Annotated in this window: 13 protein-coding genes; 11 read left to right on the top strand and 2 right to left on the bottom strand. The window is 71.0% G+C overall.

What is annotated here, in order from left to right; translation table 11 throughout:
- Positions 1-103 precede the first annotated feature (103 nt).
- The 8 genes from ACWGKQ_RS07695 (at position 104) to ACWGKQ_RS07660 (ending at position 9636) form a co-directional block, all read left to right on the top strand.
- Positions 104-973 carry a FadR/GntR family transcriptional regulator gene (locus ACWGKQ_RS07695; RefSeq protein WP_453290962.1) on the top strand — a complete coding sequence of 290 codons (870 nt, stop codon included), beginning with the start codon at positions 104-106 and terminating at the stop codon, positions 971-973.
- The gene (locus ACWGKQ_RS07690) at positions 922-1716 is read left to right on the top strand and encodes an HAD family hydrolase (protein WP_453290961.1); all 795 of its coding nucleotides are present in this window, start codon (positions 922-924) and stop codon (positions 1714-1716) included. Before ACWGKQ_RS07695 ends, ACWGKQ_RS07690 begins: the two co-directional genes overlap by 52 nt.
- A gap of 253 nt (positions 1717-1969) precedes the next feature.
- Entirely contained in the window at positions 1970-2842 is an 873-nt protein-coding gene (locus tag ACWGKQ_RS07685) for a winged helix-turn-helix domain-containing protein (RefSeq protein WP_453290960.1), read from the top strand.
- Positions 2843-3099: 257 nt separating this feature from the next.
- Entirely contained in the window at positions 3100-5325 is a 2226-nt protein-coding gene (locus ACWGKQ_RS07680) for a phosphotransferase family protein (RefSeq protein WP_453290959.1), read from the top strand.
- Between the two features lie 80 nt (positions 5326-5405).
- Positions 5406-6287 carry a hypothetical protein gene (locus ACWGKQ_RS07675; protein ID WP_453290958.1) on the top strand — a complete coding sequence of 294 codons (882 nt, stop codon included), beginning with the start codon at positions 5406-5408 and terminating at the stop codon, positions 6285-6287.
- A 23-nt stretch (positions 6288-6310) separates the two neighbouring features.
- The gene (locus tag ACWGKQ_RS07670) at positions 6311-6961 is read left to right on the top strand and encodes a TetR/AcrR family transcriptional regulator (protein ID WP_453290957.1); all 651 of its coding nucleotides are present in this window, start codon (positions 6311-6313) and stop codon (positions 6959-6961) included.
- 52 nt (positions 6962-7013) lie between these two features.
- A complete protein-coding gene (locus ACWGKQ_RS07665; RefSeq protein ID WP_453290956.1) occupies positions 7014-9020 on the top strand; it encodes a HelD family protein in 2007 nt (668 codons plus the stop codon).
- Positions 9021-9159: 139 nt separating this feature from the next.
- The gene (locus tag ACWGKQ_RS07660) at positions 9160-9636 is read left to right on the top strand and encodes an HAD domain-containing protein (RefSeq protein WP_453290955.1); all 477 of its coding nucleotides are present in this window, start codon (positions 9160-9162) and stop codon (positions 9634-9636) included.
- 25 nt (positions 9637-9661) lie between these two features.
- On the opposite strand, the gene ACWGKQ_RS07655 is transcribed toward ACWGKQ_RS07660, so the two are convergent.
- A complete protein-coding gene (locus ACWGKQ_RS07655; protein WP_453290954.1) occupies positions 9662-10570 on the bottom strand; it encodes a LysR family transcriptional regulator in 909 nt (302 codons plus the stop codon).
- Positions 10571-10747: 177 nt separating this feature from the next.
- Between ACWGKQ_RS07655 and ACWGKQ_RS07650 the strand changes: the two genes are divergently transcribed.
- Positions 10748-11317, top strand: a complete 570-nt coding sequence (locus ACWGKQ_RS07650; protein WP_453290953.1) for a DUF6817 domain-containing protein — start codon at positions 10748-10750, stop codon at positions 11315-11317.
- A 19-nt stretch (positions 11318-11336) separates the two neighbouring features.
- On the opposite strand, the gene ACWGKQ_RS07645 is transcribed toward ACWGKQ_RS07650, so the two are convergent.
- Positions 11337-11567, bottom strand: a complete 231-nt coding sequence (locus ACWGKQ_RS07645; protein WP_453290952.1) for a hypothetical protein — start codon at positions 11565-11567, stop codon at positions 11337-11339.
- Between the two features lie 30 nt (positions 11568-11597).
- Between ACWGKQ_RS07645 and ACWGKQ_RS07640 the strand changes: the two genes are divergently transcribed.
- Both ACWGKQ_RS07640 and ACWGKQ_RS07635 read left to right on the top strand, forming a co-directional pair.
- Positions 11598-12491: an acyl-CoA thioester hydrolase/BAAT C-terminal domain-containing protein gene (locus tag ACWGKQ_RS07640; RefSeq protein ID WP_453290951.1), complete on the top strand. Its 894-nt coding sequence runs from the start codon at positions 11598-11600 to the stop codon at positions 12489-12491.
- 208 nt (positions 12492-12699) lie between these two features.
- Positions 12700-13482 (top strand): methyltransferase domain-containing protein, encoded by a 783-nt coding sequence (locus tag ACWGKQ_RS07635; RefSeq protein WP_453290950.1) that lies wholly within the window; start codon positions 12700-12702, stop codon positions 13480-13482.
- Positions 13483-13486 lie beyond the last annotated feature (4 nt).

The raw sequence follows: 13486 nt of genomic DNA, 5'->3' as shown, positions 1-13486 counted from the left end.
TCGATTGAGTTGGTAACCAACTCTGATTAAGTTGTCCCCAGTTGGCTACTACTTATAAACAACCTTCAAACAACTCCCGCCAGATGGATCAAAGTTGTAGCGTTTGGTCGTGACTCAGGAGAACGTGGCAGTGAACACTGGCAGCACACCTCAGGAGATCGCCGACTCCCTGCGGCAGCGCATCCGCTCGGGCGACCTCAAGGTGGGCGACCGCCTGCCCACCCAGGCCGAGCTGGCCGAGGAGTTCGGCGTGGAGCGGGGGACCGTACGCCAGGCCGTGCGGGTACTGCAGGACGACGGTTTCCTGGTCGACGTCGGCAAGGGCAGCCCGCCGCGCATCGCCGAGCCGAGGCCCCCGGCGCTCGACGAGCCCCAGCCGACGATGGTCGGCCTCGGCCCCCGCATCACCGAGGCGTTCGCCGCTCCGCACGTCCGCATCGACGCCGCCTGCCTCACCGCCCAGAGCCTGCTGCCGGCGCTCGCCGAGCCCCTGCGCATGATCCACGAGGGCCGGATCCGTCCCGAGCGCATCGACGTCCGCGTCCTGCTGCCGAGCCGGGACATCGCCCTCGCCTTCCCGACGGCGGTCGAGGGCGACGACGACACGGTTCACAGCCGCTGGCTCGGCATGCGCAACGCCCAGGGCCAGGTCCTCCAGTACAACCTCCAGGGCCTGCGCTCCACCCACAAGATCGACGTGAACGTCACCTTCCGGGCCCTGCCGTTCACCCCGCCGATCAAGCTGTACCTGCTCAACGGCGCCGAGGCGCTGTTCGCGTACTACACGGTCACCCGCCGCGAGGAGCAGACGGAGGACGGCCCGCTCGACATGTACGACGCCGTCGGTTCGGAGTCCCTCCTCTTCTCCTTCGAGGGGCGGGCCGGACACCGGGACGCCGCGTTCGTGGAGCAGTCGCAGAAGTGGTTCAACGCCCTCTGGGAAACCATCACGACGGACCTGACACTCTTCTAGTGACTTCTGATACGACGCAGACTGAACCGGTGGCAGCCAAGGGCAAGAACGCGACCGAAGAGATCACGGAAATGGCCAGAGGTGCCCGGTTTGTCCTTTGGGACTTCGACGGGCCGATCTGTGGTCTGTTCGCGGGCCATTCGGCGCAGGACGTCGCCGGCGGTCTGGTGCAGTGGCTGGAGGGCCGGGGCCTGCACGGTCTGGTCACGGAGAACGAACGCGACTCCCTCGACCCGCAGGTCCTGCTGCGCGCCGTGGGCCGCCGACACCCCGGCAGTGACCTGGTCGCGGAGTTGGAGGAACGTCTCACCAAGGAGGAACTGCGGGCCACGTCGACGGCGATGCCGACGCCCTTCGCGGACATCCTCATCCAGACCTGGCGAGCGCGCGGCGCGCGCATGGCGGTGACCACCGACAACTCCCCCCGGGTGGTCCGCGCCTACCTCGATGACCGCGGCCTCACCCCCTGCTTCGCCCCGCACGTCTACGGTCGCACCCAGGACCTGCACCACCTCAAGCCCGACCCGCACTGCCTCAAACGCGCCCTCAGCGCGATGGGGGCCGCACCCGATGAGGCCCTGATGATCGGCGATTCCCCCACCGACCTCCAGGCAGCCGACCAGGCAGGCGTGCCGTTCCTGGGCTACGCGCGTAACGAACGGAAAGCCAAGCTTCTGACCGAGGCCGGTGCGGGCCATGTCGTCGGCTCACTGGAGCCGTTGCTGGTGATGCTGCGGAACTAGGCGGCGGTCCGTGCGCCCCGCTGAACGAGGGCGTCGATCTGCACGCCGATTCCGAACACGTGGACACGCATGGCTTTCCGCTGCCCCGTGCCGCAGAACCCAGCCGATCTCTCGAGTCGGCAAGTTGACCGACGAGTTGACTGCTCTGGGCGGGAATGTTCGGTCGACCAACACCCGGGTCGCACGCAGTTGGCCGGCTGGTTGCCCGGTCGGGAGCCGTTTGCCGGGAGCCTTTGGGAGGTACGTACGGCGGGTGACGAAACGGACGGACGAGGATGGCGGCGCGGTTCGGCGGGTCTCGGACGAACTCCGGGTCCGGCTCGTCGACGGCGCCTATCCGCTGAACTCCTTCCTGCCGTCGCAGGGGGAGATCGCGAAGGAATTCCAGGTGTCCCGCGACACCGTGCAGCGGGCGCTTCGAGTGCTGCGCGCCGAGGGCTGGATCGAGTCCCGGCAGGGTCGGGGTTCCCGGGTCGTGCGGAGCCGGCGCATACAGTCCGCCACGCCCCGGGCCACCCGCTCCCGCCGTCCGATGACCCTGGGCCCGCTCATCGCCGAGGCCTTCGAGCGCGACGAAGTCGCCCTGGACATCGCCACCTTGACCTCGGAGAGTCTGGACGCGCATGTCCGGGACCAGGCGGAGCGGATCCGGGCCCGCATCATCACACCACGGAAGATCACCCTGCGGGTCATTCTCCCGGCCGAGACGCTCGCCATGCCCTACCCCCGGAACAAGGACGACCAGGACGATCTGCGCCTGCTGCAGCGCTCGCATGCCATCGCCCGGGCCCACACCGGCTCCCTGCGCAATGTCCTGGACCAGCTCCGCACCGAGGACCTGGTGCCCTCGGTCGATCTGGAGATCCGCCACACCGGATTCACTCCCACTTTCAAGCTCTACGTCATCAATCACGTCGAGGTCCTGCACGGCTTCTACGAGCCGATCCTGCGCACGGTGATCCTGGAGGACGGCGCCGAGGTGGAGGCTGTGGACGTGCTGGGCCTGGGTGTGACTCTCACCCACCACGTCCGGGACGCGGACCCGGACTCGGCGGGCTCGGCCTTCGTCGACAACGCGACCAGGTGGTTCGAGTCCGTCTGGAATCTGCTCGCCTCTCGGCCGTAGCTTCCGCGTGATCCAACGGGGTTTCTGTTGCGCTAGAGTGCCGAACCATCTGAGCAATCGCTCGGTCGCAGGCGTATGAGTGGATGGCTAACAGGCCGGCCTCGGACGACCGTGCCGACGGGTAGCCGTACAACTGAGCGACCTTTCACCCGCCAGGGTCACTCCACCGCCCCTCGACTCGTGTCGTGCGTCACCTGGACATACCGTTTCCCTGCCCAACCCACGCGATATCGCGCGTACCACCCCCGGAGCGACCAGTGGGTGCACCGCCTGTCCCCCCTGTCGCCACCGGGAGAGACACCAGCAGGCCTCTGCTTGACGACGAGTACGAGGCGTTCCTGGGGCATGCGGCGGAACAGGGGCTGGCGAGCAGCGGCTTCCACAACCAGAACTACGTCCTCCCCCTGACGGAGCCGATGGCCCGGCGGCTGGGCCGGGAATCCGGTGCCGCTGTGACCGTCCGGGTGCGTAGGACCGACGCCCTCTCCGTGGTGATCCGGACCTGGGACAACGAGGCGCCGATCCTGCGGGCGATCCAGGGCGTGCTGCCCAATGTGCCCGAGTGCCTCTTCGAGGGGAATCGCTTCACCATCCACAGCTTCGTGCCCGGAGTCCCGCTCTCCAGCGTCTGTGAGAACGACAAGCCGGTCGACGCCGTCCTGCTGAAGGACCTGGCGGGGCTGTTCGCCCGGATGACTCAGGTGCGGGGTACCGCGTTGCCGCCGCTGCCGTCGGTGTGGCCGCGCAACCACACGGACAGCCAGGGATTTCTGCGCGCGCTGGCCCGGATGGCCGACCTCCAGATCCGCCAGGCCAACGGGCCCGCGTACGGCTGGCTGTTCGCCGCCCTGGGCGTTCCCGAGGACGCCCTGCTCCGCTTCGCCGACCGGGTCCCCGCGCTGACCCGGCGCCCGTACAGCCTCCTCCATGCCGACCTGCACCGCGACAACCTGATCGTGTCGCCGGACGGCAGCACGCCCCTCAGCTGCGTCGACTGGGAGCTGGCCACCTTCGGCGACCCCCTGCACGACCTCGCGACCCATCTGGTCCGGATGCGATATCCGTCCCACCAGTGGGACGACGTCGTCGAGACGTGGGTGACCGGAGTGCGGGCGGTGCGGCCCACCGCCACCCATGGGGTGCACAAGGACCTGCGCCACTACGTGGACTTCGAACGGGCCCAGTCCGTCTACCCGGACGTGATGCGGGCCGCGAAGTCCCTGGCGGAGTCCTTCGACGAGAAGAACCTGCGCGAGGCGACGGCGGCAGTCCGCCGTGCGCTGGAGGCGGGCGCCGAGCCGCTGCGGCTGCGCACGGTGCCGGGCGACCGGGAGATCGAGCGCGTCCTGTTCCGCTGGGCCGCCTCCGCTCCGGCCTACGGGGCCGCCGGGCACGGCCGGATCGCCGCCGACTTCATGGAATGGCGGCAGGACCGGAGGGTCCCCGAGCACCCCGACTTCCCGCACTCCGCGGTGCGCGCGGCCCTGTTCCTGGAGGGCACCGCACCGGCCCGCCAGGTGTTCAAGGGCACCGCGCACCTCAACTCGGTGATCCGGGTGCCTGGCATCGGCTTTCCCGTGGTGATCCGCCGCAAGGTGCCGCACGTCTGCCGTCGTGAGCCCAGCTACCTCAGTGAGCACGCGGTGCTGCGCGCGATCGAGCGCTCCGGAGCCGCCGTGGCCGCTCCCCGCGTCCTGGCGCTGGGCGAGAGCCACTCCCGCTACCACGTCGCCTATTCCCGGGACCGCTTCGCCATCCACACCTATGAGGGCCCGGGCGGCGACACCGACCGCAACCCCGACCACCCGGTGCACGGTCTGCGCCCGCAGGAGGCCGACAGGCTCGTCGACCAGCTGGCCGCACTCACCGGGGTCGACCACACCCAGCTGGACCCCGCCTCCGGCGAGGGCGACTTCTACCGCTGGCTGACCGAACAACTCGTCGCCCTGGTCGCCGACCTTCCCAGGGAGTCCCAGCAACTGGCCCGCTTCGTGGGCCTCCCCGACGCCGCCCGGCTGCGGGAGATCCTCGCCCGGCACCGCGTCAGCCGGCGTGCCCCAGCCCTGCTGCACGGCGACCTCAACCCCTGGAACCTGGTCCGCCGCGACGACGGGCTCGCGCTGACCATCATCGACTGGGAGATGGCCCTGGTCGGCGACCCGCTGTACGACCTGGTGCGACACATGCACCTGACTCCCACCCGGCCGGAGATCCGGGACCGGATGTTCCGCCGCTGGGAGCGCGTGCTGGACGACAGGTTCACCGGCGACTGGGAGCGGGACTGGCGCGTGTACCGCTGGATCGAGATCGTCCGCTCGGCCTATGTCGATCTGGACCGGCTGGTCACGGGAGCGAGCCTGGACGCCCCCAACGTCCGCCGGGCCCTGGACTCGTACGCCATGACGCTGGTGGCGGCCAAGGGCTCCCTGGGCCTGCCCACCCGGGCGACTGCGGATCCGCATCTTGCCCGCGCTCTGACCTAGGGGGAACATGAGTGCTCCGAAAACCCGTTGCCCTCAGGCTTGTTGCGTCGGCCGGGCAGGGTTGCGCGGAGGGGGCGTGCATGTCCGGGCGGAACGGTGGTTCGGCGGACGACGTCGGCGTGTCGCGGCTGAGGCGCTTCCAGGAACGCGTCGAGCCGGTGGTGACCCGGGTGCTCCTGCTCGGCATCTTCGTCATCGGCCTCACGGCCCAGTTCGTGAAGCCGGTCGGTGACGCCCTGGAGGGCAAGGCCTATCTCGGCGGCGCACTGCTGAGCCTGGTCGGATACATCCTGTACGACCAGGTGAAGGAGCTGACCTCGTCGGTCCGCGCCCCGGCCCGGGTCCTGGTGAACTCAAGCCAGTTGGGAAACTTCGTGGAGGAGGCCTTCCAGGCCCGAAGGGTCGAGATCAGCTTTCTCGGCTACACGGGCGAGACGCTTCACAACACCCTGTACCACCATCTGGACGACCTCTTCGACCACCCCGGCTCCACCCGAAGGGTGCTGATCCGCATGCTGGTCCCGGACTTCGACAAGCCGATGACGGTTCCCTCGAAGGTGGGGGAGGGGGGCAAGCCCGTGGACGACCTCGAATTCCGCAAGCGCCTGGAGCGGCGATGCCGTGAGTACGACGGCGTACTCTCCCAGCTCGCGGAGCAGCTCACGGCCGCCGGCCGGGTACAGGTCGAATGCGAGTACCGCCTCTACCACGGCATCCCGCGCGACAAGATCTGCATCTTCAACCGTCAGCAGGTGCTGCACGGCCTGTACGACCTCTCCGCGCGGATGCGACTGGACCACACGGGCGACGAGTACTACGACCCCAAGGGCTACCGGACCGACCTGAACGTGTGGTCCCGGGAAGGCGCGGCCGAGGCGTCGGTGGCGAACTGGACCAAACAGTTCGATGATCTGTGGAACCTCGCGGAGCGCCCGCACTGGCGGCAGCGGGCCTCGGCCTGACCGCCGCTGCGTAGGCTCGCCCCATGGGTGAGATGGGCCTGCGTGAGCGCAAGAAGCGGCGGATGTACGAGGACGTGTCGGACACCGCCGTGCGGCTGTTCCTGGCGAAGGGGTTCGACGCGGTGTCGGTCGCCGAGGTGGCCGCCGCGGCCGGGATCTCCAAGCCGACGCTGTTCCGGTACTTCCCGGCCAAGGAGGACCTGGTCCTGCACCGGATCGCCGACCACGAGACGGAGGCGGCGCGGCTGGTCGCCGGGGCCGCGTCGCCGGTCGGTGCGGTGCGGACCCACTTCCTCGACGGACTCCGGCGCAACGACCCGATCACCGGGCTCAACGACCACCCGCAGGTGCTCGCCTTCCACACCCTGCTCAACAGCACCCCCACCCTGGTCGCCCGGCAGTACGCCTACCTGGAGCGGTCGGAGGCCGCGCTCGCCGAGGCCCTCGGCGGCACCCTGGACGCCCGGCTGGCGGCCGGCCAGATCATCGCCGTACAGCGGATCCTCGCGCAGGACAACTGGCGGCGGATCGCGGCGGGGGAGCGGGTGGAGGACGTGCGGGAGGAGGCGGTGCGGGCGGCGGAGCGGGCGTTCGGGCGACTGGAGCGGTCTCTGGAGGGCGCGGAGGGTGCGGAGGGCAGGGAGGGCGTGGAGGGCGTGGAGAGAACCGGCTGAGTTGCGGTAAAAAATTTAACCTGGTCACTTTTTCTCGTTTACGCTGTCCCCCATGCAGCAGGAACTCGACCGCGAACGCGCCTACCACGACACCTGCCGGGCCGCCCTCGCCCGCATGGTCGAAGGCGCCGTCGAGCACGTCGTCACCGGCGAGGACGTCTCCGCGTCCGGCGCCGACGCCGAAGTGCTCGGGTACCGGCTGCGCAGCCGGGCCAAGGAGATGCGCGAGCTGCCGGAGGGCCCGCTGTTCTTCGGCAAGCTGGACTTCGAGGCAGGGGAACACGCCGGGCAGAGCTACCGCATCGGCCGCCTTCGCATCAGCGAGGAACCGACCGCCCCGCCCCTCGTCGTCGACTGGCGCGCCCCCGTCTCCCGCGCCTTCTACCAGGCCGGCCCCGACGACCCGCAGGGCGTGGCGGTACGGCGGCGGTTCGGCTGGGCGCCCGGCAGCCGCGGTGCCTCCGCCGATCTCACGGGGCTGGAGGACGAGCATCTGGGCAGGGGGGAGTCCGGCACCGGGAGCGCCCTGCTCACCCACGAGATCGAACGGCCCCGCGTCGGCCCCATGCGGGACATCGCCGCCACCATCCAGCCCGACCAGGACGACCTGGTCCGCGCCGGCCTCGCCGACTCCGTCTGCGTCCAGGGCGCCCCCGGCACCGGCAAGACCGCCGTCGGCCTGCACCGCGCCGCCTACCTCCTCTACACCCACCCGCAGCGCATCCGCCGCTCCGGCCTCCTGATCCTCGGCCCCAACCGCACCTTCCTCTCCTACATCTCCGAGGTCCTCCCCGCCCTGGGCGAGACCGGCGTACGGCAGACGACCCTGCCGGAGGAGATCGGCCGGCACCCGGTCACCGGCACCGACCCCGAGCGCACCGCCGCGCTCAAGCACGACCCGCGGATGGCCGAGGTCCTGCGCCGCGCCCTGTTCGCGCACGTCCGCACTGCCGCCGTCCCCCCGCTCGCGCTCTCCGACGGCACGTACACCTGGCGGGTGCCGGCCGGCACCCTGACGGCGATCGTCGAGGCGGTGCGGGGCGAGGAACCGCAGTACGCCGTCGGGCGGGAGCGGGTGCGGGGGCGGGCGATGCGGGCCGTACAGCTCCAGGCCGAACGCCGGGCGGGCCCGCAGCCCGGCGCCTGGACCCGGCGGCTCGAACGCTCCCGTGCGATGAGCGCCTACCTCGACACCGTCTGGCCGAAGGTGCGCCCGGCGGAGGTGGTGGCCGGACTCCTCACGGACGCCGGGGTGCTGGCGGCCGCCGCCGAAGGAATCCTGACCCCCGGCGAACAGCGGGACCTGCTCTGGGCCCGCCCGCCGCGCTCGTACAAGTCCGCCCGCTGGTCGCCCGCCGACCTGGTCCTGCTCGACGAGGTCGCGGGACTCGTCGAACACCCCGAGGGCTACGGCCACATCGTCGTCGACGAGGCCCAGGACCTGTCACCGATGGAGTGCAGGGCGATCGCCCGCCGCGCGGCCTTCGGCTCCCTCACCGTCCTCGGCGACCTGGCCCAGGCCACCACACCCTGGTCCGCCCGGAGCTGGGACGCCGTACTGGGCCACCTGGGCAAGCCGGACGCGACCGTGGTCCCGCTCACCACCGGTTTCCGCGTCCCCGCGGCGGTGGTGGCCCTGACCAACCGGCTGCTGCAGCGCCTGGGCACCGACGTACCCCCGGCCAGGTCCTACCGCGGCGACGGCGAGGTGACGATCCGCCCGACGGACGACGTGCCCGCGGCGACGGTCACCGCCGTGCGGGAGGCCCTCGCCCACGAGGGATCGGTGGGCGTCGTGGCGGCGGACGCCCAGGTGACCGCCGTACGCGAGGCACTGACAGCCGCCGGCATCGACCCGGCGGGACCGGACGAACTGGGCGCACGGGTGGCCGTGGTCCCGGCGAGCGTGGTCAAGGGCCTGGAGTACGACCACGTGGTCGCCGTGGAACCGGCGGCGGTGGCGGAGGGGGAGGAGCGGGGGCTGCACAGGCTGTACGTGGTCCTGACGAGGGCGGTGTCCCGGCTGGACGTGGTGCACGCGAGGCCGCTGCCTTTTTGAGGCGCTTTTGGGATGGTTTTCGGGGGCGCGGGGCTGTATCAATTTGCGGCTCCGCCGCGTGGGCGCGAGCAGTCCCCACGCACCCGCAGCCGCCCGCCGACCTTCCTCGGCACTCCCTGCGATGCGATCCTGTCCCCCGATGCTCCTCTTCCCAGACATCGACGGCACCCTCATCCCCTTCGGCGCCCCGGCCGACCACCCCTACCCGGTCTACGAGACCGACCACACCCCATCGAACCCCCTGCTCACCCGCGTCGACCCCGCCCTCGGCCCCCGCCTGGGAGCCCTCGGCTGCGACCTCGTCTGGGCCACCACCTGGATGGACGACGCCAACGCCTGCGTCGCCCCCTGGCTGGGCCTGCCCCCGCTGCCGGTCGTGGAGTGGCCGGACGAGGAGGAGCCGTCGGCCCTGCTGCACTGGAAGACCAGGCCGCTGGTGGCGTGGGCGGGGCAGCGGCCGTTCGTCTGGATCGACGACGAGCTCACCGAGGCCGACCGCGCCTGGGTCGCCGCCCACCACCACGGGCCCGCCCTGCTGCACCGTGTCGACCACGAGTTCGGCCTGACGGAGGCGGACTTCGCGGCGCTGAAGGAGTGGCTGGCGAGCCGGCGCTGACGTCTCGCGCCCGGCTCCCCCCCGCTTACCACCGGTGCGGTGCGGACGCGGTGACGCACTCCGCGACGGTGTCGGCGAAGACCCGGGCGAGGGGAGTGAGGGCGTCCCAGCGGCGCACCGCCCAGCCGACCGGGAGGGGAGGCAGGCCGGGGACGGGGATGAGCCGGAGGGGACCGTCGTCGCCGGGTACCCGGTGGCCGGGCAGAGCGGGTACGACGGCGTGGCCGAGGCCGAGTTCCGCCAGCAGAAGGGCGGTGTCCCAGTCGGCGACACCGGTGTCGGAACTGCTCCGGACGCCCAGTTCGGTGAACGCGGCGTCGAGACGGGCGCCCGAGGTGGAGTTCTGCGGCAGCCGGATGAGACGGATGCCGGCGAGATCCGCCACCTCGATACGGGCCCGGCGCGCCAGCGGGTCGTCGGCGCGGACGGCCAGTACCCAGGGCAGGTCCACGACCGGGCGCTGTTCGATGCCGCGGACCGGGCTGCCGAGGGTGACCCAGGCGAGGTCCAGGTTGCCGGCGGCGAGGGCGTCGAAGCAGCTGCGGCTGGAGGTCTCGGTCTGGAACTCCAGGCTGACCTTCGGGTAGCGCTGCCGGAAGGCGACGACGGCCTCGGACATGAAGTGCCGTACGGTCGTCCCGCCCGTGGTGACGCGTACCGAACCGGTGTCGCCGTTGACGAGGTCCCCGAGGCGCCGCAGGGCCGAGTCCAGACCGGCGATGCCGTCGGCGGCCGCGTCGCACAGGACCCGCCCGGCGTGGGTGGGTACGACGCCTCGCGGCTGGCGTTCCAGGAGGCTCACGCCGGTCTCCCGTTCCAGCCGCTTCACGTGCTGGCTGACCGCGGACTGGGTGCAGGCCAGCTCGCGGGCGACGGCGCTGAGGCTGCCCGCCCGGCACACGGCCACGAAGACGCGCAGGTCGTCGAGAGTCATGGGGCCAAGCTACAGCTTGGGTCTGACGAGAAAACCATAGGATTGACTGGGGTCGCCGTTACTCGCGATGATCGGCGCAGGGCCCTGGGCGGCAACCCGTCCGGCGCCTTCGCGGGGTCCGGACCCGGGCGGAGGCAGCGGACGGGTGCCGACCCGAGCGACGGAAGGAACCGCCTCGTGTCCGCTTCCCCCGCGTCCCCCGCCGCCACCCGGGCCGTCGCGCTCCTGCGCGCCCTCGGCGCCGCCGGGACCGCCCACCCGGGCGGCACGCTCCTCGCACATCTCCAGCGCGTCCACGACCAACTCACCGCCTGGGGCGCCCGCCCCGCCCTCCGGCTCGCGGGCCTGTGCCACGCGTTCTACGGCACCGACGGCTTCCCCGTCGCCCTGCTGCCGCTGGACCGCCGCACCGAACTCGCGGCGGTGATCGGCACGGAGGCCGAGGCGATCGTGTATCTCTACGCCTCCTGCGACCGGAAGGCCACCTACCCGACGCTCGTGAACCCCGACGCGGCCTTCCACGACCGTTTCACCGGACGCGCCCACGTTCCCGGACTCCCGCTGCGCCAGGACTTCGCCGAACTGTCCGCCGCCAACGAACTCGACCTGGCCGGCATCGACCCGTCCTTCCGCGAACAGTGGGGAGCCGCCCTCCTCACCCTGTTCACCCGCCTCCGCCCTCTCCTGAGCCCACCGGCCTGGTCCGCCTGCCGCACCGTCCTCGCCGTAGACCCTCGTGCCCGGTAGGAAGGCCGTGGGGCGCACGTCAGTTGACCAGGTGGTGCGGAACCGTCAGGTCCTGGTGGGCGAACAGACCGGTCAGAGCGGCAGGATCCGGATTCGGATCCGCTCCGCGACAAGCCTCGGCGACCGTGTCGACGAGCAGGTCGTACTCGGGGCCGTTCGTCGGCCTCGGCCAAGGCGTCACCCTCGGCCTCGCCCAGGGTGCGGACGAGCAGTACTTCGCCGACACCGCCCGCGCGTTGGCATCCGACATGTCCCTCCTCGATGATGGTGCGGACGCTTCGTGATCGACAGTCACGAGCGGACCGGAGGGGGCCATGTGGATGTCACCGAGCGCGAGCTGACCGACCCTTGGGAGGGCGTACTGGTCGCTCCCGACCGCGGTAGTGACATCGGAGTCCTGGTCCTGGCGGGATCCAGCGGGCGTGTCGAGCGAGAGAGAGCGCGCATCCTTGCCCGACAGGGCATGACGGCCGTGTCGATCCGCTGGTTCGGCGGTCCGGGGCAGTCCCCGGGGATCTGCGAGATCCCCCTGGAGACCTTCACCGCCGCCGTCGACCTCCTCCGGCTGAACGGGGCACGACGCATCGGCATCGTGGGCGCTTCCAAGGGGGCTGAGGCGGCTCTGCTCACGGCAGTGCACGATCCGCGCGTGGACGTCGTCATCGCGATCTCGCCCACATCCCGGGTCTGGTGCAACATCGGACCAGGCCGCGACGGAGCAGGGCACCCCTATCGATCGTCCTGGACATGGCGAGAGCGGGCGCTGCCCTTCGTCCCGCTGGACGATTCCTGGACTTCTGCAGGGCCGGACGGTGGGCCGATCGCCATCCGCGGGTGGTACGAACTCAGCGAGCGGACGTTCGCGGATCTGCTTCCTCCAGCGGAGATCCCCGTGGATGACGCGCGGGCCGATCTGCTGCTCGTCGCAGGCGGCGACGATGCGATGTGGCCGTCTCTTCCCTTCGCCGAACAACTGGCACAACGCCGACGCTCGGTCGGGGCCCCGGTGCGTCTGATCGCTCGCCACGATGCAGGCCACCGCCCCCGTTTTCCCGGCGAGAGCCCGGCGCCGGCATCCCCACGCTTCCAGTACGGAGGCACGCCCGAAGCCGACGCGCTCTTGGGGACGGTCGCCTGGCCCCATGTCCTCGACGCGCTCCGGAGCAGTGGCTGACCCGCCCTCCGGTTGGCGCCGCGGGCTTGGGCCGGGCCGTCCCAGGCGCGGGCGACACGAGTTCGCTGTCGTGGGTTCAGAGCTGCGGCGGCTTCCACCAAGTGGATCCAGGACGAGTCGTACGTGATGCATATGGGACGCGTACCCGACCCCTGCGATATTGGCGGGAGCTGACGGCTCTTGTGTTCCATCTCGCAGAGGAGGGCTCGTGGAGGACCGTTCCCAGGGACCGCGGATCGGCGACGCGTTCGGCCTGCAGCTCTCGGACGCGGTGCGCCTGGGGCGGCCGGTGACGGCGTTCGTCGAGCGTTCGGACGGACTGATCGCGCCGTCCGGCTCGGCCCAGTGGCTCGACGACGAGCAGAAGTGGCCGCCGGCCGTCCGCGACGCCCTGGCCGGGGTGCGGGGACCCGTGCTCGACGTGGGAGCGGGCGGGGGCAGGCACGGCGGACATCTCGCCCGCAGGTCGCTGCACGTGACGGCACTGGACACGTCGGAACTGGCACTGCGCATCTGCCGGGACGCCGGGGTGACGGAGACCGTGTGCGGTGACGTGACGGAGACGGAACGCCTGCTGCGCGGGAGGCCGCCGTTCCGGACCGTGCTGCTGCTGGGCAACAACGTGGGACTGCTCGGCTCCGTCGCGCGGGGCACGGGCATCCTTCGGCAGATGTACGCCGTCACCTCGGACGACGCGGTGATCGTCGCGGAGGGCAGGCGTCCGGTGGCGGGCACCCCGGAGAACCGTGCCTACGCCGAGCGCAACCTCGCCGAGGGCAGGTTGCCGGGCGAACTGGTGATGCGCCTGCGGTACGGGATCACGGCCACCGAATGGTTCCCCTACCTCTTCTGCGGTCCCGAGGACCTGGAGAGCATCGCGGCGTCCGCGGGGTGGAAGCTGGGTGGTGTACGGGACTTCCGTTACCCGGAGGCCCCCTCCGGGGCGCCCCTGCTGTCGTACACGGCGGTACTGAGCAAGAACGGCGGGTGAGCCG

Source organism: Streptomyces sp. NPDC054770 (assembly GCF_053611985.1).
This window is presented reverse-complemented; position numbering and strand designations above follow the sequence as displayed.